Origin of the sequence: Actinokineospora diospyrosa (assembly GCF_024171925.1) — a bacterium.
In the GTDB taxonomy this organism is placed as follows: Bacteria; Actinomycetota; Actinomycetes; order Mycobacteriales; family Pseudonocardiaceae; genus Actinokineospora; species Actinokineospora diospyrosa.
The window spans coordinates 147,883-168,309 of record NZ_JAMTCO010000016.1 but is presented as its reverse complement, the minus strand read 5'-3'; the positions used below and the strand labels follow the sequence as shown (position 1 = coordinate 168,309).

General features: G+C 70.7%; 15 protein-coding genes. 3 read left to right on the top strand and 12 right to left on the bottom strand.

Annotation, left to right across the window (positions count from 1 at the left end):
• Positions 1 to 50: 50 nt before the first annotated feature.
• Positions 51 to 3,299: an ATP-dependent helicase gene (locus LV75_RS29505; RefSeq protein ID WP_308211061.1), complete on the bottom strand. Its 3,249-nt coding sequence runs from the start codon at positions 3,297 to 3,299 to the stop codon at positions 51 to 53.
• Between the two features lie 75 nt (positions 3,300 to 3,374).
• Positions 3,375 to 6,539 (bottom strand): ATP-dependent helicase, encoded by a 3,165-nt coding sequence (locus tag LV75_RS29500; protein ID WP_253890615.1) that lies wholly within the window; start codon positions 6,537 to 6,539, stop codon positions 3,375 to 3,377.
• A 76-nt stretch (positions 6,540 to 6,615) separates the two neighbouring features.
• Here LV75_RS29500 and LV75_RS29495 point away from each other — a divergent pair, with 76 nt between their 5' ends.
• Entirely contained in the window at positions 6,616 to 7,326 is a 711-nt protein-coding gene (locus tag LV75_RS29495) for an alpha/beta fold hydrolase (RefSeq protein WP_253890614.1), read from the top strand.
• A gap of 5 nt (positions 7,327 to 7,331) precedes the next feature.
• Complete coding sequence (locus tag LV75_RS29490; protein WP_253890613.1) at positions 7,332 to 7,649, top strand: MGMT family protein; 318 nt, start codon at positions 7,332 to 7,334, stop codon at positions 7,647 to 7,649.
• Here the strand turns inward: LV75_RS29490 and LV75_RS29485 are convergent.
• From LV75_RS29485 to LV75_RS29470, 4 genes are all read right to left on the bottom strand, one after another.
• Positions 7,646 to 7,849 carry a hypothetical protein gene (locus tag LV75_RS29485; protein ID WP_253890612.1) on the bottom strand — a complete coding sequence of 68 codons (204 nt, stop codon included), beginning with the start codon at positions 7,847 to 7,849 and terminating at the stop codon, positions 7,646 to 7,648. The two genes, LV75_RS29490 and LV75_RS29485, sit on opposite strands and share 4 nt — an antisense overlap.
• A 363-nt stretch (positions 7,850 to 8,212) precedes the next feature.
• Entirely contained in the window at positions 8,213 to 8,572 is a 360-nt protein-coding gene (locus tag LV75_RS29480; protein WP_253890611.1) for a tetratricopeptide repeat protein, read from the bottom strand.
• Complete coding sequence (locus LV75_RS29475; protein WP_253890610.1) at positions 8,573 to 9,544, bottom strand: pirin family protein; 972 nt, start codon at positions 9,542 to 9,544, stop codon at positions 8,573 to 8,575.
• A gap of 95 nt (positions 9,545 to 9,639) precedes the next feature.
• Positions 9,640 to 10,137: a hypothetical protein gene (locus LV75_RS29470; protein ID WP_253890609.1), complete on the bottom strand. Its 498-nt coding sequence runs from the start codon at positions 10,135 to 10,137 to the stop codon at positions 9,640 to 9,642.
• Positions 10,138 to 10,300: 163 nt separating this feature from the next.
• Here LV75_RS29470 and LV75_RS29465 point away from each other — a divergent pair, with 163 nt between their 5' ends.
• On the top strand, positions 10,301 to 10,876 hold the full coding sequence (locus tag LV75_RS29465; RefSeq protein ID WP_253890608.1) for a hypothetical protein: 576 nt from the start codon (positions 10,301 to 10,303) through the stop codon (positions 10,874 to 10,876).
• A 1,020-nt stretch (positions 10,877 to 11,896) separates the two neighbouring features.
• Here LV75_RS29465 and LV75_RS29460 read toward each other — a convergent pair.
• The 6 genes from LV75_RS29460 to LV75_RS29435 form a co-directional block, all read right to left on the bottom strand.
• Entirely contained in the window at positions 11,897 to 13,375 is a 1,479-nt protein-coding gene (locus LV75_RS29460; RefSeq protein WP_253890607.1) for an MFS transporter, read from the bottom strand.
• Positions 13,372 to 14,811, bottom strand: a complete 1,440-nt coding sequence (locus LV75_RS29455; protein ID WP_253890606.1) for an FAD-dependent oxidoreductase — start codon at positions 14,809 to 14,811, stop codon at positions 13,372 to 13,374. The genes LV75_RS29460 and LV75_RS29455 overlap by 4 nt, the downstream gene beginning before the upstream one ends.
• Positions 14,808 to 16,802 (bottom strand): molybdopterin oxidoreductase family protein, encoded by a 1,995-nt coding sequence (locus LV75_RS29450; RefSeq protein WP_253890605.1) that lies wholly within the window; start codon positions 16,800 to 16,802, stop codon positions 14,808 to 14,810. The genes LV75_RS29455 and LV75_RS29450 overlap by 4 nt, the downstream gene beginning before the upstream one ends.
• 324 nt (positions 16,803 to 17,126) lie before the next feature.
• Positions 17,127 to 17,918, bottom strand: coding sequence for a TIGR02569 family protein (locus LV75_RS29445; protein ID WP_253890604.1), 792 nt, complete (start codon positions 17,916 to 17,918; stop codon positions 17,127 to 17,129).
• 137 nt (positions 17,919 to 18,055) lie between these two features.
• On the bottom strand, positions 18,056 to 19,234 hold the full coding sequence (gene moeZ / locus LV75_RS29440; protein ID WP_253890603.1) for an adenylyltransferase/sulfurtransferase MoeZ: 1,179 nt from the start codon (positions 19,232 to 19,234) through the stop codon (positions 18,056 to 18,058).
• 101 nt (positions 19,235 to 19,335) lie between these two features.
• Complete coding sequence (locus LV75_RS29435) at positions 19,336 to 20,370, bottom strand: DUF3152 domain-containing protein (protein WP_253890678.1); 1,035 nt, start codon at positions 20,368 to 20,370, stop codon at positions 19,336 to 19,338.
• Positions 20,371 to 20,427: the final 57 nt, after the last annotated feature.

The following is a 20,427-nucleotide window of genomic DNA, read 5'->3' as shown; positions in this document are numbered from 1 at the left end:
CCCCCGTCGGTCGAGTCACGCCACTGTAGATCGGTTGCGGAGTCGGTCCGTTACTCGGCGTGCGGGACGCCGCGCAGCAGGGCGCGGAGGCCGTCGGCGTCGAGGAGGTCGGCCGGGCGCAGGGTCCTGTTGGGGCGGACGTAGTGGAAGGCGGCGCGCACCTGGTCGAGCGGGACACCGGAGAGGCCGGACCAGGCGAGCCGGTACGCGGCCAGCTGGACGGTGAGAGCGGGCAGCTGGTCGGCGTCGGGGACGCGGCCGGTCTTCCAGTCCACGACCGTCCAGCCGCCGTCGGGGTCCAGGTAGACGGCGTCCATGCGGCCGCGGATGGCGACCCCGTCCAGCTCGGTGGCGAACGGGACCTCGACCTCGTGCGGGGTCCGGTTGGCCCAGTCACCGGCCAGGAATGCCTCGCGCAGGGCGTCGAGGTCGGTGTCCGGGGCAGCGTCGTCGTCTGCGGCGCCGGGGAGTTCGTCGAGGTCGAGCAGGGCCCGGGAGCCGAAGCGGCGCTCCAACCAGGCGTGGAAGGCGGTACCGCGGCGGGCGACCGGGTTGGGCGGGAAGGGCAGCGGGCGGCGCAACCGGCGGGCCAGCGCGGTCGGGTCGGTGGCGAGCTCGACGAGCTGGCTCACCGAGAGCTGGTCGGGCAACCGCACCTGCTCCTGGCGCCCACCCGCAGCGCGCTCGGCCAGCAGCACGTCGGTGTCGCGCACCCAGCCGTCCGGGTCGTCCTCCTCGGCTTCCGGCTCCTCCCCCGCCCGCAGCGCCGCCAGCTCGGCGCGCACCAGTTCGGCCCCCTCCGCCACGTCGGGGCGCCGGTCGCGCAACGGATCGGCTGGCCAGCGCGCGGACCGGACCACCGCGGCCAGCGGGTTGTCCGCGCCGTCCTCGGGCTCCTCGGCCCAGGTGTCCACGAAGGACTCGTAGTCCGCCAACCCGGTCAGCAGCTCCGAGGGCCCGCGCGGGGTCGACCCGGTGCGGGCCCACCAGTGGCCCGACACCAGCAGCGTCCGCTCGGCCCTGGTCAGCGCGACGTAGAACAGCCGCCGCTCCTCGAGCAGCCCGCGCTCGGCGAACTCCTCGTTGTGGATCTTCAGCAGCTGCTCGACCTCCTTGCGGTTCGCCGCGCCCGCCAGGTTCAGCTCGGGCAGGTCGACGGCGTCGCCGCGCAGGTCGGCGGGCAGTTCGGTGACCGTGCGCAGCCAACTGCCGCCGCGCCTGCCGCTGGGGAACACGTCGCGCACCACGTGCGGGACCGCGACGACCTCCCACTCCAGGCCCTTCGCGGAGTGCACGGTGACGATCTGCACCCGGTCCTCGGCGACCTCGACCTCACCGGGTTCCAGCCCGTCCTCGGCCGCCTCGGCGGTGGCGAGGTAATCCAGCAGCGCGGCCAGGCTCGCCGCCGGGGCGGCTTGCGCGTAGTCGGCGACGACATCGGCGAACGCGTCCAGGTGCGCCCGGCCCGCGCCACCGCGCCGGGCGGTGGCCTCGATGTCGAGCAGCATGGTGCGCTCCACGTCGGCGACCAGTTCCGGCAGCGGCTGGTCGAGCCTGCGGCGCAGCATGGTCAACTCGCGCCCGAGGTGGCGGATGCGTTGATAACCAGCCGCCGAGTAGGCGTCCGCGTCGCCGGGGTCGTCGATCGCGTCGACCAAGCCTGCCTGCTCGACGCCCTCACCGGGGACCAAAGCGCCCGGCTCGATGGCGAAGGCGCCCGCGAGGGTGCGGGCCCGGTTCCACAGCGCGGCCAGGTCCGCGGCACCCACGCGCCAGCGGGACCCGGTGAGCAGCCGGGCCGCCGCGGTCCCGGCGAGCGGGTCGATCAGCACGCGCAGGGTGCTGACCAGGTCGCGGACCTCGGGCTCGTCGAGCAGCCCGCCGAGGCCGACGACCTCGACCGGCAGCCCCCGCTCGCGCAGGGCGGTCGCGATGTCGGCCATGTCCGCGCGGCGGCGCACCAGGACCGCGGCCGTCGGCGGTGTCCCGTGCTCCTCGACCGCGGCGTGCCAGCGCGCGGCGACCTGGTCGGCCACCCAGGTGACCTCGGTGTCCACATCGGACAGCAGGGCGAGCCGGATGTCACCGGGCGGGGCCTCGTCACGGGCGCGCAGCTCGTCGACCTCAAGGCCACTACGGCGAAGTGGCGCGGAGACCGCGTTGGCGAGTTCTAGCACCTCGGGTGGATTGCGGAAACTGGTGAGCAGGCCGTAGCGGGTCGCGGGTTCCTTGCGGCCACGGTGCTTCTGCGGGAAGTCGGTGGTGAACCGAGGTAGGTTCGCCGCGCTCGCGCCACGCCAACCGTAGATCGCTTGGGCAGGGTCACCGACCGCGGTTACCGGCATCGGCTCGGCGTTCGGGTACTCCAAGGAGCTGCCGAACAGCGACCGCAACAAGACCCGCTGCGAGTGGCCGGTGTCCTGGTACTCATCTAGCAGTACCGCGCCGAATCGAGCTCGCTCGCCTTGCACCACCTCGGGATGACCCGCCGCGAGCTTGGCCGCCAAGGACATCTGGTCGCCGAAGTCGAGCGCTCCCTCACGACGCTTGCGGTCCGCGTAGGCCTGAACCAGTGGTAGCAGTGCGATCCGGAACCGTTGCGTGACAAGAACCTTCTGCAGGTCTTGAGAGGGCTCAGCGCGCTGGCCCTTAGCGCGAGGGGCGGACTCGATCGCAGCGCACACAGCCTCGGCATGCCTACGCAAGGTATCTGCGTCCACTAGGTGCTCGGCGAGCTCACCTGCGAGCGACAGCAGGTATTGGGTGACGGTCGCAGGCACATAGTCGGTGTCGAGGTCGTGGCCCCAGGTGGACACAACGCGGTGCGCGGTCTGCCACGACGCGGTCTCCGTGAGCAACCGGGCACCGGGCTCCACCGGTAGACGTAGGCCATGTTCGGCGACGAGCCTGCCCGCGTAAGCGTGGTACGTGAGGATCGTGGGTTCACCGGCGAACACCGCGGCCTTACGTTCACCGGTGGGGTCGAGCTTGTCGAGCAGACGCGACCCGGCAAGGCGGCGCAACCGGGCACGGACACGGTCTGCGAGCTGACGAGCTGCCTTACGCGTGAAGGTCAACCCGAGGACCCGCTCCGGCGTGACGAGCCCGTTCGCGACCAGCCACACCACGCGCCCGGCCATCGTCTCGGTCTTGCCCGCCCCCGCCCCGGCGACGACCAGCGCGGGCTCCGGCGGTGCCGCGATGACCTCGGCCTGCTCCCGGGTCGGCGGCGCGAGCCCCAGCTCGGCAGCCAACTCCCGGGGGCTGACCAGCGCCAACCCAGGCAGCGGCAAGCTCACCGGCGACTCGACCTCATGGGCGACAATCTACCTCGCGGCACCGACGAAACCCGTCACTCACCGCAGTCGATCACGCTACTCGGTGACCTGGCGGCCACTCGGGTGCAGCGGGCAGGCGGTGCGGACCGGGCACCGGGGGCAATCCGGGTTCTCGTAGGCCGTGTACTCCGGTCCCACGGTGGACGCCGCCGCCTCCCGCACGATCTTCAGCCAGTGCTCGGCCGACTCGCCCTGCACCGGCGTCTGGACCCGCTCGGTGGCACCGGACTTCTTGTTCGGCTTGGAGACGTAGAGCAGCCGCGCGCCGCCGGGCTCGGTGCCGACGTCGGTGAACGCGCCGTAGGCCACCGCGAGCTGGTAGACGGCCAGCTGCGGGTGTTGCTGGGCGTCGTTGGCGCTGACCGGGGACTTGCCGGTCTTGATGTCCACGATCACCGGGCGCCCGTCGGCGTCGACCTCCAGCCGGTCGACCCGCCCGCTGACGGTGATCTTGTCCGGCAGCTCGACGGTGACCTCGCGCTCGACCGCGACCTGGGTCAGCTCCGAGCGGGTCGACCCCATCCAGCTCAGGAACGTGTCGACCATGGCGCGCACCCGCTGCTGCTCGCGCCGGGAGAACCACGGGGCACCCGCGTCCACCGAGTGCCAGGCCTTCTCCAGCTCGGCCATCAGCTCCGCGCGCGGCACCCCGGAGGCGGCGGCCTGGGCGAGGGCGTGCACGAGCGTCCCGGTGACCGCGGCGAGCTCGGCCGGGTCCTGGCCGCCGTGCCGCTCGACCATCCAGCGCAGCGGGCACTTCGCCAGGATCTCCACTGTGGACGGTGACACGCGCACCGGCTGGTCCGCGTCGCGCAACGGGACCGCGGTGGTCAGCTCCGGCAGCCCGTACCAGCTGTCCGGGTTGGCACCCGGCACACCCGCCTCGGCCAACCTGGCCAGCTGCCGGGCCGCCTGACTGCGCCGATCCGGGTCCGCCGCGCCGTCGCACACCACCTGCCGCAGCTCGCCGACCAGGTCGGCCAGCACGAGCGCGCGTTCCTGCTCGGCCATCGGCACCGGCATGTCGGTGTCAGCGGTATCGGCGCCCGCCAGCTCGGCGAGGAACCGCGACGGCTGCTCCTCCTCGCCGCGCACCGCGCTGACCAGCAGCTTCGACCGGGCACGGGACGCGGCGACCAGCAGCAAGCGGCGTTCCTCGGCCAGCAACGGGGCCGTGGCCGAGGCGTCCTCGCCGACCCCGGCCAGCACGTCGACCAGCCGCTCGACACCCAACAGGGACCCGCGCAGCCGCAGGTCCGGCCAGGCCCCCTCCTGGACCCCCGGGACCGCGACGACCGTCCACTCGCGACCGGCGGCGGCGTGCGCGGTCAGCACCGCGACCGCGTCCCCCTTCGGCGCGCTCGGGGCCAGGGTGTCGCCCGCGATGCGCTGGGACACGATGTGGTCGACGAACCCGGTGATGCCGGACCCGGGCAGCCGCTCGGCGTAGCGCTGGGCGGTGTGGAACAGGGCGACGATCGCGTCCAGGTCGCGGTCGGCCTGCGCCCCGACCGGGCCGCCGCGCGAGGCGACGCCGACCCACCTGGCCTCCAGGCCGCTGGCCTGCCACACGTCCCACAGGATCTGCTCGAGCCCGATGCCTTCTTCGATCCCCTTGCGCGCCAGGGCGATCAGTCCGGCGACCCGGCGCACCGGACCGGCCTCGGTGTCGGCGAGCGCGCTGAGCCGGTCGTCGTCGTTGATGACCTCGACGAGCAGCTCGTCGCTGGACTTGTCGCCGCCGGAGGTGAGTTCCAGGCGGCGCAGACCGCGGCGCAACCGCCGCAACGCCAACGGGTCCGCGCCACCGAGCTGCGAGGCGAGCAGCACCTCCGCGTACTCGGGGTCGAGCACGGACGGGACGGCCGCGCACCGCAACAGCGCGAGCAGCGGCCGGACCGCGGGCTGCTGGGACAACGGGAGTTCATCGCCCGGCGCGGCGACCGGGACCCCGGCGGCGGCAAGGGCTCGGTGCAGCACGGGGACCGACCGGGTCGCGGACCGGACCAGCACGGCCATGTCCGCCCACGGCACACCGTCGATCAAGTGCGCGCGGCGCAACTGGTTGGCGACCCAGCTCGCCTCGGCGGCGGCCGACGGGTGCAGCCGCACGGTCACGGTCCCGCCGTTGTCGCTTCCCTTGTCAACGCGGCGAACCGCGCCCGGTAGCCGTGCCGCGAGGTGTGACACCGCCTTGCGCACAGCGGGTGCCATCCGGTGGCCGGACCCCAGGACCACCGTCCCCCCACCGGGATCGGCATCGCGCAATAAAGCCGGATCCGCGCCGCGAAAGGAGAAGATCGCCTGGTCTGGATCGCCCGCGACGACGAACTCCTTGGCAGCGCCACCAAGCGTCCGCAGGAGCGCGTATTGCAGCGGGTCGAGGTGCTGCGCGTCGTCGACGAGCAGGTAACGGACCCGCTCTCGTTCAGCGGTCAGCAAGGCGTTGTCGGTGTCGAAGGCGAGCTGCGCGCTGGCAACGAGTTCAGCGGCGTCGAGCGCGGGGGCGGTGGTGTGCGCGATACCGCTGTCCGCCGAACCGATAAGCAGCGTGACCTGTTCGTATTGCCGTCCAAACCGGCCTGCTGCGACCCACTCGTCGCGGCCCTCTCGCTCGCCGAGCTCGATCAGGTCCTCAGGGCCAAGACCGCGCTCGGACGCCCGCAGGATCAGGTCCCGCAGCTCCTCGGCGAACCCGGGCACGGCGAGCGCGGGCTGGAGCCGTTCGGGCCAGTGCTTGGCACCCATCTCGATGTCGCCCGCCAGCAGTTCGCGGATCACCGCGTCCTGCTCGGGGCCCGACAGCAGCCGCGGCCCGGGGCCTTCGTGCAGCATCGCCTGGATGCGCAGCACGGCGAAGGCGTAGGAGTGCACGGTGCGCACCAGCGGCTCACGGACCGTGCGCGGCGCGCCCTGGTCGGTGAGCAGCGCGGTGATGCGTCCGCGCAGGTCAGCGGCGGCGCGGCGGCTTGCGGTGAGGACGAGCAGCTGCTCCGGGTCCACCCCGCCGCGCAGGATCCGGTCGGCGGCCAGTTCCGCGAGCAGGGTCGTCTTGCCGGAGCCGGGACCGCCGAGGACGCGCACGAAACCGTCGGCACCGGCGAGCACGCGGCGGGCGTCCTCGCCCCAGCGCAGTGCCCGCTGGCGCGGTTCGGGTACGCGGACGAGCCGAGGAGCGAGTGACGACCTCCCGGCGACCATCCGCCGATTGGACCACGGCGACCACCGAGACCCCGACGCGGCACGCCCATGGGCGGCGGGTGGGATGATTCGCGGCATGTCCGACGCCCTCGCTGTGCACGTCTTCGGACCACCGGACGCGCCACCGCTGCTCGCACTGCACGGGGTGACCGGGCACGGCGGTCGTTACCGCGCGCTAGCGGCGAACCAGCTGGCCGGCTACCGCGTGATCGCCCCGGACCTGCGCGGCCACGGCCACTCGCCGTCGCTGCCGCCGTGGACGCTGGAGCAGCACGCGGCGGACGTCCTCGCTGTGCTGGAGCGGTTCGGCCTCGAGGCGCCGCCGATGATCGCGCACTCCTTCGGCGGGGTGGTCGCGCTGCACCTGCCCCGGCACCGGGTCGGTCGGCTGGTGCTGCTCGACCCGGCGGTGAGCGTGCGGCCGGAATGGGCCCTGGAGTGCGCCGAGAGCGCCGCGGCGACCGCGGGTGACCCCGTGGCCGCGCAGCGCGGTGACTGGCCCGCGGCGTCGGACGAGGCGGTGGCCGAAGAGGTCGCCGCGCACTGGGTGCGGGTCGGCGACGGCTGGCGGCCCCGGTACTGCCCGGCCGCGGTGGCCACGGCGTGGAGCGAGATGTGCCGCCCGGTGCCGGAGCCGACCGGGGAGACCCTGGTCGTGCGGGCCACGCGGGCGGACTACGTGGGCCCGGGGTTCGCCGCGAACGTGGTTGACCTCGACTGCGGGCACGTGGTCTATGTGGACGCCCCGGAGCGCGTCGGCGCTCTGGTGACCGACTTCTTGGGGTGAGTGACGTGGACGAGGAACTGCACGAGCGGGTGCGCGCGGCGATCAAGTCGATCCCGGCGGGCAGCGTCGCCACCTACGGCGACATCGCGACCCTGACCGGGGCGCCCTCGCCCCGGCTGATCGGCAAGATCCTGGCCGAGGACGGCCACGACCTGCCGTGGCACCGGGTGCTGCGGGCGAACGGGACCCCGGCCCCGCACCTGGCGCACGAGCAGCTCGAGCGGTTGCGCGCGGAGGGGGTGCTCGCGGACGAGGAGCGGGTCGACCTGCGCCGCCACCGGTGGGCCGACGTGGTCGAGGAGCCGGAGGCCGGGCTGTTCTAGCGGGGTTCGAGCGGGCGCTTGCCCAGCGCGGGGTCGAGGCCGAGCATGTCGAGCAACCGCAGGCAGTCCGCGGCGTCGGACGAGTGGTCGGCCACCGTCCGCGCAGCCTTGCTGCACTGCTCGGCGTTGTGCATGGACTCGACCTCCCTTGCCGCGGCGATCCTGGTCGGGGACGTCGGTGTCCCGTTCGCGAGCGTCATGACGACTACCTTCCTGAAGACGGCCGCCACCACGAAGGGCGTCGAGGTGCCCACAGGGGATTCGCGCGGCGTGCCGGCCGGAGTCTTGTCACTCTTTCAGCCCAATGCCGCCGCCGCAAGAGGCCCAACGGACCTGTTGTGTTACGCCTGCGTGAATGTCACGGATTGCGATTGGGTGAGCACAATCACTGCTTGATCCGTCGCTTGGTGAAGGCGATCAGGCTGCCCACGAGCAACAACGCCCCCACGACTACCGCGATGAGACCAATGTCCATGGTGTGAAGACGCGGCCGCGGCCCGGCGGGTTGCCCTGATTGGGTGGGAGTTTTTCCACCCACCCAATCAGCGCGCATTGTGAGAACGCTAAGTGAGCCTCGCCTCGCACTCAGCGAGCGCGTCCCCGGCTTCAGGCGATCCGGTCATCACCGCCGCCAACCGCAGGTATGGCACCGCCTCGGCGTGTTTGCTCTGCCTGGCGAGCGCCCGCCCGAGCAGAGTCAGCGCGAACGCGTCCGACGGGTCGAGTTCGACAAGAGCACGCGCCGTGGTCTCCGCCTTACCCAGCGCTGCGGATTGGAAGTGTGCCAATGCCAACTCCGTTAGCACTGCCCGCGAACTGGGGTCCTCTTCGGCTGCCTGCGTGAGGTAGCGGGCGGCCGTGGTGGGGTCGCCTGCCTCTCGGTAGCGGCGACCGAGTTCGTAAAGCGTGGCGAGGTCAGTCATCTAATCCTCCTCCGCGATGTCGGCGGAACTGCGGTGCGCGACCGGGATCTGCCCAAGCCTGCCAGCTTGGTAGTCCTCGAACGCCTGCAGGATCTCTTGGCGGGTGTTCATCACGAACGGACCGTATCGGGCCACCGGCTCGTTGATCGGCAGACCACCGAGCACCAGGATTTCCCACGCGGACTGCCTTTCAGCGGCTCGCAAGGTAAGAGCCTCACCGGATTCACCGAATACGGCGAGCTCGCCTTCCTCCAGCGGCCTACCTTCCCTGCCCACGGTTCCCTTACCGGAGAGCACGTACACAAGAGCGTTGAAGTGCTCCGGCCACGGCATGGTCAACCGGGCGCCAGGTGCCACTGTCGCGTGCAGGTAGTTGATCGGGGTGTAGGTCGAGCCTGGCCCCTTGTACCCGGCAAGCTCACCTGCGATGACGCGAACAAGAGCGCCACCATCGTCGCTAGCAAGAAGCTTCGCATCACCGGCGGCGATGTCTTGATAACGCGGCTGCGCCATCTTCATCGACTTAGGCAGGTTTACCCATAGCTGCACGCCGTGGAACAACCCGCCCTTTGCCACCAGCTCCGGCGGGGGCATCTCGTTGTGCAGAATCCCACTGGCCGCGGTCATCCATTGGGTCGACCCGTCGGTGATAAGACCACCGCCACCGATCGAGTCGGTGTGCGCCATGGCACCGTCGATCATGTAGGTGACGGTCTCGAAGCCGCGGTGCGGGTGCCAGGGCGCGCCCTTGGCCTCACCGGGCCCGTACTCGACGGCACCCATGTGGTCGAGCAGCAGGAACGGGTCGGCCATCGCCAGGTCGACGCCCGGGAAGGGCCTGCGGACCTGGAAGCCCTCCCCTTCCAGGAAGGACTGGGCGCGCACCGTCTTGCGCACCCCGCGCCAAGTCGTCGCCGGGGGCAGGACGGGCAGGCGGGGCAGGGTCAGCGTGTCCGCGGTGATAGCAGGCATGATCGCCTCCATCTCCTAGGGCCACCCGATCGGCGACCACGCCCCCGTCAACCTAGTTGCGTGCGCAATTATTCCTCAGGGCTGCCCCCCACTCCTCAGGTCTGTCCCCACATCGAGTAGATGATGTTGTCCTCGTCGGCGCACACGACCTGCGGCAGCGCGGGCTCGTCGACCTGGTTGCAGCGCATCGGCCCGATCTCGAAGGGCGGCAGTCCGGTCTTGGGCTCGGGGCGAGCGGCGTAGTAGTCGAACAGGATCGCGGCCGCTTGCTCACAGTTGAGCCTGCCTGCGGGCGTCTCCACTACCGCGGCGTACATGTTCTTGCCGAGGGCACCCTTGAAGGGGCGGTCGCAGTGGGTGGTGGGGGCGCTTTCGTCGATCTTGGGCGTGGTGCTGCTCGGCTTGGTCTTGGTGACCTTTGTGGTCGTGGTCGGTTTGGTGGGCTGCCTCGTGGTGGTCGTAGTGGTCGTGGTGGGTTCGGGCTTGGTGGTTGTGGTGGTTGCGGTTGACGCCCCCGCCGCGGAACCCGTGACGGGCGTGGAACAGCCCGTGACCACAGCAAGGAGCACGACTAAACCGGCGATTGACCTCATGCCCGCAGCTTCGATCGACCACCGCGGTCCGTTACGCGCCCGTGAGTCCTTTCTCATCCGAACAACCCCACACCCAGTCATCCGTCCACTGCGGACCTCCACGATCGGTTGAATGCAGCCACCGCACCAGGCGACACCGACCAGGAGCCCCTACCGTTTCCGCGTGCTCGCCCGACCCACCGCCGTCCTCCTGACCGCCCTCACCGCCGCCGGCTGCGCCACCTCGACAGCAACCCCCCGCGCCGAACTAGCCCCCGTCCGCATAGATTCCCCTGCCCCCACCACAGCCGCCCCATCCCCCACCCGAACCCGCCAACCCGGCATCATGGTCGGCTCCCCGAAGACAGTCCCCTCCCCCCTGGACTGCCCCTCTTACGTCACCTTGATCACCAAGGCGACCGGGGTGAAAGCAGAACCCCTCCCCGACGCCACAGGCCTATGCCGCTACCGGCTGCCTTACGCCCGCGGAACCACCAACATCTCCATCTTCTTCCGCGCCGAACCCCCAGGCACGCCCAGCTACATCCCCACCAGCGACCACTTCGGCAACACCGCCTACCAGGTCACCGGCCCCGACCCCTCCGCCTGCGGCCTGGCGGTCGCCCTGGACCCCTACCTAGCCCCCCACGAACACGGCTCCCACCTCACCGTCCTAGGCAGCTTCGAGTCGTCTCCATGTCTAGCCGCCAAGAAAATCACCGAAGCCATCTTCGAACGCCTACCCGACGCCCCGGCCTAACCAGACCCCGCCGCGCTTGGTCGCTTGGGCCGACCAAGCGCCTTCAGGGCTCTTCCCTCAGAACCATCTGCGCCTCCCGGCCATTCACCACAACTCCTGCGAGCCCCCGAAGCCACAGGTGCCACCCAGTCCTGCTCCGACCACTGGACACTCGGAAGCGTCGGTGCCATCCCAGCTTCGCCAGGTCCGCCCCAGCCCACCTGGCCAGCCCCTGGACACTCGGACCCGGCGGTGCCAGCTCGCCCCCCGTCAGGTCCGCCCCAGCCCACATTCCCAGCGCCTGGCCACTCGGAAGATCCGGTGCCATCCCAGCCCGCTCTCGTCGGCCCTGCCAACCCAGCACCTGGACAGTCGGACTCGCTGGTGCCAGGCCGGCTCGATGGGGCGGACTTGTTTTGCGTGGGGGGACGGCAGCCGTAGCGTCGTTCAGCGGCAGGGCCAGTCTTTTCGGCCCCTGCTTTGCGGTTCTGCCACGGGTGTCGTAGGGGCCCCGCGCAAAACAAGTTCGCCCCATCGAGCTTTCCGCATTGTCGCGGATCAGATGCAATGCCGAAGGCGAGCCGTTCACCGGAGCCGAAGGCGGAGGCCCGAATCCCTTGCCCCGCACTCCCAGCCACGGCCTACGTCAAGATCAACCTGATCGAAAGCCCCCAAATACACAGCCTACCGCGCACCACCAACACAACGGGAGCGGCAACCAACGCCCTGTGGACAACTAAAGCCGTTGTGGACAACCACCCACCACAACCAACCCCCCGCAAGATCAACTGACTCAAGACCCCCCGATATACAGCCTACCGAGAGACGCCGACAAAACGGGAGCAGCAAACGGAGCCTGTGGACAACAGAAGACGTTGTGGATAACCAAGAAGTCCCACGCGCGAGCGAGCAGAAGCAACCATCCCCGCTTAAGATCAACTAATCAAGAAGCCCCCAATACACAGCCTACCAACGCAGCCCGACCAAACAGCAGCAGCGAATAGCGACCTGTGGACAAGCAGGCACCTTGTGGACAACCCATCAAACCCCCGCATGCGCCAAACTAGGCACCCGCGCCCCCACTCCAGCCCTCCGCAGATAGAAGAACCACGTCATCCCCCCAAACACCACGTACGCCCCCACGAACACCCACAACGCCGACGTTGACCAGTCGGCGTGAGCTGCGGCAGCAGCTGCCTTTCCCTCCAACGTCCGTGCTGAGGCGACAGCTGCTCCTACCTCCCCGCTAGCCACCCGGAACACCTGCTGGATCAAGAACCCACCGAAAGCCCCGATCGCCCCAGCGATGCCGATTACCGCAGCGCCCATTCGCTTGTACCGCAAGGCGGTGGCAGCATCGTCGGACTCGCGGCGGCCGAGTGCGCCGAAGATTACTGGGATCATCCGGTAGGTCGAGCCGTTGCCGGCACCTGATAGCGCGAAGATCACCATGTAGGCGCCGAAGAACAGGGTGAAGTCGCGCTGGGTTACGCCGAGGATTGCCAGCAGGGTGAACAGGGCCATCAGTACGAACACCCACAACGTCACCCGTGCTCCGCCCAGGCGATCCGACAGCCAGCCGCCCAGGGGGCGGGTGAAGGAACCGATCAGCGCGCCCAAGAAACCCAGTCCCGCCAGGTACGTCCCGATGAACGGGTGTGAGGCCAAGAACTCGGGGAAGGTCAGCTTGATCACCAGTGGCAGCGCGAACGAGAAACCGATGAACGAGCCGAACGTCCCGATGTAGAGCACGGACATGATCCAGGTCTGGCCTCGGCTGAGGCAGGCCGCGTACGCGCTGGCGTCTGAGCGGGCCATGGTGAGGCTGTCCATGAACAGCCACGCGCAGACCACCGCCGCGATGATGAACGGGATCCACATCAGGCCCGCGTAGGCGAGGTGGACCGGGTGCACGGGGTTCTTCGCCACGGCGTACGGGACGCCGACGATGATTATCAAAGGGGTTAGGAGTTGGACTACTGCGACGCCGAGGTTGCCGCCTGCTGCGTTGAGGCCCAGGGCTAGGCCCTTGCGCTTTTCCGGGTAGAAGAACGAGATGTTCGCCATTGACGAGGAGAAGTTGCCGCCGCCCACGCCTGCCAAGGAGGCAGCGATGAGGAGCAGGGCGAACTGGGTGTCGTGGGATTGGGCGCGGACGAAGTCGAAGTGGACCAGGGCGGCGAGGGTCACGGTGGGGATCAGCAAGAGGGCGGCGCTGATCGCGGTCCACAAGCGACCGCCGAAGCGGGGGACGGCGAAGGTGTAGGGGATGCGCAGGGCGGAGCCGACGAGGTTGGGGGCGGCGGTGAGCCAGAAGAGTTCGCTTGGTGTGAACGGGATTTCGCCGCCGAAGCCCGCGTTGGTGAGGTTGAGCACGACGACCGACCACAGGACCCAGATGGAGAAACCCAGGTGCTCGGCGAAGATCGAGAAGATCAGGTTCCGCCGGGCGACACGTTTGCCGGTGGTGGCCCAGAAGCGCTCGTCCTCGGGGTCCCAGTGGTCGATCCAGCGGTTCATGGCCTCTCCGGGGTCGTGGCGAGCCACTCGGCGATGGCCCGCGTGCTGTCGGTGCAGGTGCCGCACCCGGTGGTGGCGCGGGTGGCCGCCACCAGGGCGGGCACGTCGGTAGCTCCCGCGCGCCAGGCTTCGACGAGGCGGGACTTGGTGACGGTGTTGCAGCGGCAGACGAGCGCGTCGTCGGGCAACTGGGCTGGTGAGCGGGGTTGCGCACCGCCGGGGTTGGCCCGGCCGAGGAGGAGGGCGAGCCGGTCGGCGGGGGCCGGGGCGCCGGTGTCGAAGAACTCGGTGATGGTGGCGGCCGCGTCGGGGAAACCGAGGACGATGGCACCCGCCACCCGGTCGTCGCGCAGGACGAGCTTGGCGTAGCGGCCGCGGGCCGGGTCGTGCAGCGTGATGACCTCGGCATCCTCGGCGTGGGTCTCGCCGAGTGCGGCCAGGTCGACGCCGCGCGCTTTGAGACGGGTGACGGCGGGCGTCGAGCGGTAGCGGGCGGCCGGGTCGGCGCCGGTCAGCAGGTCGGCCAGCACGGTGGCCTGGTCCCACGCGGGTTGGACCAGACCGGCCGCCGTGCCGGGGTGGGTGGCGCAGTCGCCGATCGCGTGGATCCGGGGATCGCTGGTGCGCAACAGGTCGTCGACCACGATCCCGCCGCGCACCGACAGCCCGATCGACTCGGCGATACCCACCTCCGCGCGCGCCCCGGCGGCGACGACCACCAACTCGGCCGGGACGTGGCTGCCGTCGTCGAGCTTGAGGCCGTCCCCGCTGACGTGTTGGGCCGCGGAGCGCCCCAAGCGGACGTCGATGCCCAGGTCGGTGAGGGTCTTGGCGAGCACCGCGCCCGCCGCCGGGTCGAGCTGGCGTTCCATCAGGTGCCCGACGGGGTGAACCACGGTGACCAGGCAACCGCGGCCCAGCAGTCCCCGCGCGGCCTCCAGCCCGAGGAGACCCCCGCCGAGGACCGCGATCGGCGCACCCGGCCGGGCGTGGTCGATGATCGCCGCGCAGTCGTCCAAGTCCCGGAACGTCGCCACATCCGGTGCCAGCGCGCCGGATTCGGTGCGCAAGCCGTCCACCGGCGGGACCCAGGCGCGGCTCCCGGTCGCGAGGACGAGCGCGTCGTACTCCACAGTGGACTCATCGGACAGCGTCACCGTCCGCCCGACCCGGTCGACGGACCGCGCACCGACCCCGACCCGGAGATCGACGCCGGTCTCCACCGCCCAATCCGGTCCGTGCAGGCCCACCAGCGATGGGGGCATCGTCCCGGCCAGCACAGCGGAAAGCAGGACCCGGTTGTACGCGGGGTGCGGCTCGGCCCCGACCACGGTCAGCGCGACCCGTTCCCCGGCCGGGTCCCGGCGGCGGACTTCGTCGGCGAACCGGGCTCCCGCCATGCCGTAGCCGACGACGACCACCCGGCGCGCGGTCACCGCGCCTCCAGCCGGACCGCGCACACCTTGAACTCGGGCATCCTGCTGTGCGGGTCGAGCGCCGGGTTGGTCAGCAGGTTGGCCCGTTGCGCGCCGGGGAAGTGGAACGGCAGGAAGACGGTGTCCAGTCGCATCGTCACGTCGCACCGCACCAGCGCCTCGGTCGCCCCGCGCCGGGACACGACCAGCGCGCGACCGCCGTCGAGCAGCCCGGCCCGAGTCGCGGTGTCCGGGTGGACCTGCACGAACACCTCCGGCACGGCATCGTTTAGCTCCGCGATGAGCCGGGTCTGCGCGCCGGACTGGTAGTGCTGCAGGACGCGGCCGGTGGTGGCCACCAGCGGGTACTGGTCGTCAACCGGTTCGGCCGGGCCGGTGTGCTCGACGGGGGTGAACCGGGCGCGGCCGTCGGGGTGGGCGAAGCGGTCGAGGAACACCCGGGGCGTGCCGGGGTGCTCGGTCGACGGGACGGGCCAGTGCAACTGGTCGCCATCGCGCAAGCGCTGGTAGGTGATGCCGGAGTAGTCGGCGGGACCGCCCTGCGAGGCTCGGCGCAGCTCGTCGAACACCGCCTCGGGGTCGGCGGGGAACCGGTGTTCCGGCTGCCCGAGGCGGATAGCCAAGCCGCGCAACAGGTCCAGGTCGCTGCGCACCCCGTCCGGGACGGGAACCGCGGGCGATCGCAGGAGAACGCGGCCTTCGAGGTTGGTCATCGTGCCGCCCTCCTCGGCCCACTGGGTCACCGGGAACACGACGTCGGCCGCAGCGGCGGTCTCCGAGAGCACGAAGTCCGCGACCACCAGCAAGTCCAAAGTAGATAGTCGGTTTGCGATGTGGCTGGATCGGGGGGCTGACACCACGACGTTGCTGCCGAAAACGAGCAGCGCGCGCGGCCCACCCTCGGTGCCGAGCGAATCGAGCAGCTCGTACGCCGACCGCCCGGGGCCGGGCAGGGATTCGGCGGGCACACCCCAGACCGAGGCGACGTGCGCGCGGGCGGCGGGGTCGGCGATCTTGCGGTACCCGGGGAGCTGGTCGGCCTTCTGCCCGTGCTCGCGCCCACCCTGGCCATTGCCTTGGCCGGTAAGGCATCCGTAGCCGGAGCCGGGCCGCCCGGGTAAACCGAGGGCGAGCGCCAGGTTGATCCACGCGCCGACGGTGTCGGTGCCGTTGGCGTGTTGCTCCGCACCGCGACCGGTGAGGATGTGCGCGTTGCCCGCCCCGGCCAGCAGCGCCGCGGCCTCGCGCTGGTCCCGCGCGGCGACCCCGGTCACCCGCTCCACCCGCTCGGGCCACCACGCCGCGGCGATCCGCCACACCGACTCGAAGCCGGTCGTGCGCTCGGCGGCGTAGTCGGCGCGGAAGTGCCCGTCGGCGACCACGGCGTGCAGGATTCCCAACGCCAGCGCCAAATCCGTGCCTGGACGCGGCCGCAGGTGCAGGTCCGCGCGCTCGGCCGTGGCCGTGCGCCGGGGATCCACCACGATCACCTTGCCGGTCAGGTGTTGCATGAACGGCGGCATCGTCTCAGCGGGATTCGCGCCCGCGAGCACCACGACGTCGGAGGCGGCCAGATCCTCGATGGGGAAAGGCATCCCGCGATCGAGGCCGAACGCGCGCATCCCCGCCGCTGCCGCCGAGGACATGCAGAACCGGCCGTTGTAGTCGATCTGCGCCGTCCCCAGCGCGACCCGGGCGAACTTGCCCAGCAGATAAGCCTTCTCGTTGGTCAGCCCGCCACCGCCGAACACCGCCACCGCGTCGGCACCGTGCTCGACCCGTGTCCGCGCCAACCTCGCCGCGACGAAGTCCAGCGCGGTGTCCCAGGAAGTCGGCTGGAGTTCGCCGTCCACTCGGAGCAACGGTGTCGTCAGCCGGGCCGGTGTGCGCAACAGTGCGCCCGCGGTCCAGCCCTTCTGGCACAACCCACCCCGGTTGGTCGGGAAGTCCCGGGCCTCGACAGTGGAGCCGCCGTGTTCAGGCCCACCCACCCGCATCCCGCTGTGTTCAGGCCCGCCCACCCGCATCCCACTGAGCTGAAGCCCGCCCACCCGCATCCCACTGTGCTCAGGCCCACCCACCCGCATCCCACTGTGCTCAGGCCCACCCACCCGCATCCCGCTGTGCTGAAGCCCACCCACCCGCATCCCGCACTGCAAAGCGCAATACGGACAGTGCGTATCAACCAGGCCAGGCGCGGCCAGTCGCGTCACAAGTTCCCCCCGCGTCGGCACCTACCCCAAGGAGAACGTATGTCGCGGCGCGCCGTCCAGGCCCAGCCGGCAGGAACTTGCCAGAACAGCCCCTACTAGGGGTCAGATCAACTGCCCGATGACCTGCGCCGCCCGCTCAAGGCCGCGCATCGACCTGGGCGTGGACTTCGGGTGCAACGCGTGCACGGCCAGGCGGAACAGCAGCGCGCGCAACAGCGCCTGCGGCCACTCCGGCAGGTGGCCCCACCGCTTGGCGATGGCCTCATCGGCGCCGCCCCACGCCATCGCGTCCACCACGACCACGGCCGCGGCCCACTCCGGCGGGCGGAAGAACGCGGTGAAGTCGATGATCCCCGGGTCGGCGTCGCCGTCGAACAACAGGTTCCCGAAGAGGTCGCCGTGCACGACCTGCGCGGTGAGGCTGACCTCCTTGCACGACTCGGCGTAGAGCTCGAACAACCGCCCACCCAGGTGCGGGTCGAGCTTGACCTTCTTCTCCTCGCCCCACGCCAGCCGGTCGGCCGTGGCGAACACGTCCGCGCGCAACTGCAGGAACCGCGGCCTGCGCAGCTCGGCGGTGACCTGGTGCAGCCGCAGCGAGGCGGAGATCACCTCGTCGTAGCGCGGCTCGGCGCGGCCGGGGATGAACCGGAACGCCACCCAGCCGCCGACCACGTAGCGGCCGTCGGAGGAGCGCACCGGGCGCGCCACCCGCAGCTCGGGAACCTCGAGCTCACCGAGGGTCTGCGCGACCCAGGACGCCTCGGCGGGGTTGACCGCCTGCCGCAGCGCGATCTCCCCGCAGCGCCACACGGGCCCGTGCTCGACCAGCACCGGCTCGGCGGTGCGGGCACCGAAGGCGGCGCGGACGTGCGGCGGGGGCGGTGTTCTCACGGGCGGGGACGCTACCTGCCCGGCACCTGCTCGCGCGGGCGCGACACGTGCCCCCAGATGGTTGATCTCGCGGTGGGAAAACGGGAACGGCCCCGGTTCGCGGTGGAACCGGGGCCGTTGCCACGACGGTCGAACGATCAGTAGGTCGGCAGGCTCGTGTCCACGTCGCGCGCCCAGCCGAGCACACCGCTGCCCACGTGCACCGCGTCCTTGAACCCGGCCTTGTGCAGCACCGCGAGCGCCTCGGCGGAGCGGACACCGGACTTGCAGTGCAGCACGATCTGCCGGTCGTGCGGCAGACCGGCGAGCGCGGCACCGGAGATGATCTCGTCCTTGGGCACCAGGGTGGAGCCCTCGATCCGGACGATCTCGTACTCGTGCGGCTCGCGGACGTCGATCAGCGCGAAGGTGTCGCCCCGGTCGAACTTGGCCTTGAGCTCCTGCGGGGTGATGGTCGAGCCCGCGGCGGCCTGCTGGGCGTCGTCGCTGACCACGCCGCAGAACGCCTCGTAGTCGATCAGGGCCTCGATCGGCTTGGTCGCCGGGTCCTTGCGGATCTTGATGGTCCGGTAGGACATCTCCAGCGCGTCGTAGACCATCAGCCGACCCAGCAGCGGCTCGCCGATGCCGGTGAGCAGCTTGATCGCCTCGGTCACCATCACCGAGCCGATGGAGGCGCACAGCACGCCGAGCACGCCGCCCTCGGCGCAGGAGGGGACCATCCCGGGCGGCGGCGGCTCGGGGTAGAGGTCGCGGTAGTTGAGGCCCTGCCCGTTGGGCGCGTCCTCCCAGAACACGCTGACCTGGCCCTCGAACCGGAAGATCGAGCCCCACACGTACGGCTTGCCCAGCAGCACCGCGGCGTCGTTGACCAGGTACCTGGTCGCGAAGTTGTCGGTGCCGTCGAGGATCAGGTCGTACGGGGCGAAGATCTCCAGCGCGTTGGTGGAGTTCAGGTGCTCCTGGTGCAGGTTCACGGTGATCAGCGGGTTGATCTCGGCGATCGACTCCTTGGCCGAGACGGCCTTGGGCTTGCCGATGTCGGACTGGCCGTGGATCACCTGGCGCTGCAGGTTGGACTCGTCGACGACGTCGAAGTCGACGATGCCGAGGGTGCCGACACCGGCCGCCGCGAGGTAGAGCAGCGCGGGGCTGCCCAGCCCGCCCGCGCCGACAACGAGGACCTTCGCGTTCTTGAGCCGCTTCTGCCCGTCCATGCCCACGTCAGGGATGATCAGGTGACGGCTGTAGCGGGCCACCTCGTCCCTGGTGAGCTCCTGCGCGGGCTCGACGAGCGGCGGCAAACTGCCTGGCATCTGCTCCTCCTACAAGCACGGATGTGTGCCGGATTCTCCCCTGGTGCAACGCCGGAATCCCACCCGCGTCTTCCCGGTTCCCACGATCCGGGAGAACGGGGTCAGCCCGCTGGACGCGCCTGTGGGTTGGGCCACGCGTTGGGCTTGCAGACCAGCCCGTCGGCCTTCACCGGGTCCGGGTTGCCGACCTGCTTGTTGAGCTGGGCGACGTAGTCGTTGGCGACGCCGAAGCTCTGCTGCATCATCACCGGCGCCAGCGCCCCGGCCTGCGGGCAGCCGACGTGGTTGTTGCGGAAGGCGTGGCCGACCTCGTGGTTGAGCGCGTACTGCCGGTAGGTGAGCATGTCGCCGCCGAAGGCGACCGCGCCGCGCGACCAGCGGGCCAGGTTGATCATGACCCGCTTCTCGCTCGAGCGGTAGCAGGAGGACTCGTACTTGATCGAGTACCCGCACATGTCGGCCCGGTGGGCGGTGTCCGGGGTGGTCAGGCTGATCCGGAAGCTGGGGTTCGGGAACTCGGCAGGCACCCGCTGCACGGAGATCTCGCCGAGGCCGGTCCAGCCGCGCGGGTCGGCCATCGTGGAGTCGACCAGGCTGGCGAAGGCCTCGTCACCGCCGTAAGACGCGGGGTCGACGCCGTTCTCGACCTCGACGGTGTAGGTGAAGAACTTGGGCCCGGTGCCCACCTTCTGGCCGCTGCCGGGCACGACGTGGAAGGACCCGGCGCCCGCCTGGGTGAAGGCGCCGCCGTTGGGCAGCTCGGCCGACGGGACGTTCACGTCGATCGGACCGCCCGGGCGCTCGGTGACGTCCGGCGGGGCGTTGCCGCCGTCGGTGACCGGGTTCACCGGGGAACCCGCCTCGGACGTGGGCGCGCTGGCGACGGTGTCGGCCTTGTCCCCCGCGGTGCGCACGACGACCAGGGCGGTCACGGCGACGAGGACCGGCACCGCGTAGATGCGCCAGCCGTAGGTCGCCACGAACCCGCGCTTGCGAGCCGGGCGGGGTCGCTGCGGGGCCCAGGCGGCCGCCAGCGGTTCGGCCGTGGTGCGCCTGCCGCCGCGGCTCTGGCGATCACCGGGTTCGGACGCGGAGCGTGACGACCTGGTGGCCGTGTCCGGCTCGCCTTGCGTCATTCGGCTCACGCGCCCCAGGGTGCCACATCACCCAACGCTCGGTTGACCAGTGGCGTC

Excerpts from the sequence above, each read along its gene's own strand:
- LV75_RS29500 (WP_253890615.1), bottom strand. The coding sequence starts at position 6,539 with ATGGTCGCCGGGAGGTCGTCACTCGCTCCTCGGCTCGTCCGCGTACCC.
- LV75_RS29495 (WP_253890614.1), top strand. The coding sequence starts at position 6,616 with ATGTCCGACGCCCTCGCTGTGCACGTCTTCGGACCACCGGACGCGCCA.
- LV75_RS29485 (WP_253890612.1), bottom strand. The coding sequence starts at position 7,849 with ATGACGCTCGCGAACGGGACACCGACGTCCCCGACCAGGATCGCCGCG.
- LV75_RS29480 (WP_253890611.1), bottom strand. The coding sequence starts at position 8,572 with ATGACTGACCTCGCCACGCTTTACGAACTCGGTCGCCGCTACCGAGAG.
- LV75_RS29475 (WP_253890610.1), bottom strand. The coding sequence starts at position 9,544 with ATGCCTGCTATCACCGCGGACACGCTGACCCTGCCCCGCCTGCCCGTC.
- LV75_RS29470 (WP_253890609.1), bottom strand. The coding sequence starts at position 10,137 with ATGAGGTCAATCGCCGGTTTAGTCGTGCTCCTTGCTGTGGTCACGGGC.
- LV75_RS29460 (WP_253890607.1), bottom strand. The coding sequence starts at position 13,375 with ATGAACCGCTGGATCGACCACTGGGACCCCGAGGACGAGCGCTTCTGG.
- moeZ (WP_253890603.1), bottom strand. The coding sequence starts at position 19,234 with ATGCCAGGCAGTTTGCCGCCGCTCGTCGAGCCCGCGCAGGAGCTCACC.
- LV75_RS29435 (WP_253890678.1), bottom strand. The coding sequence starts at position 20,370 with ATGACGCAAGGCGAGCCGGACACGGCCACCAGGTCGTCACGCTCCGCG.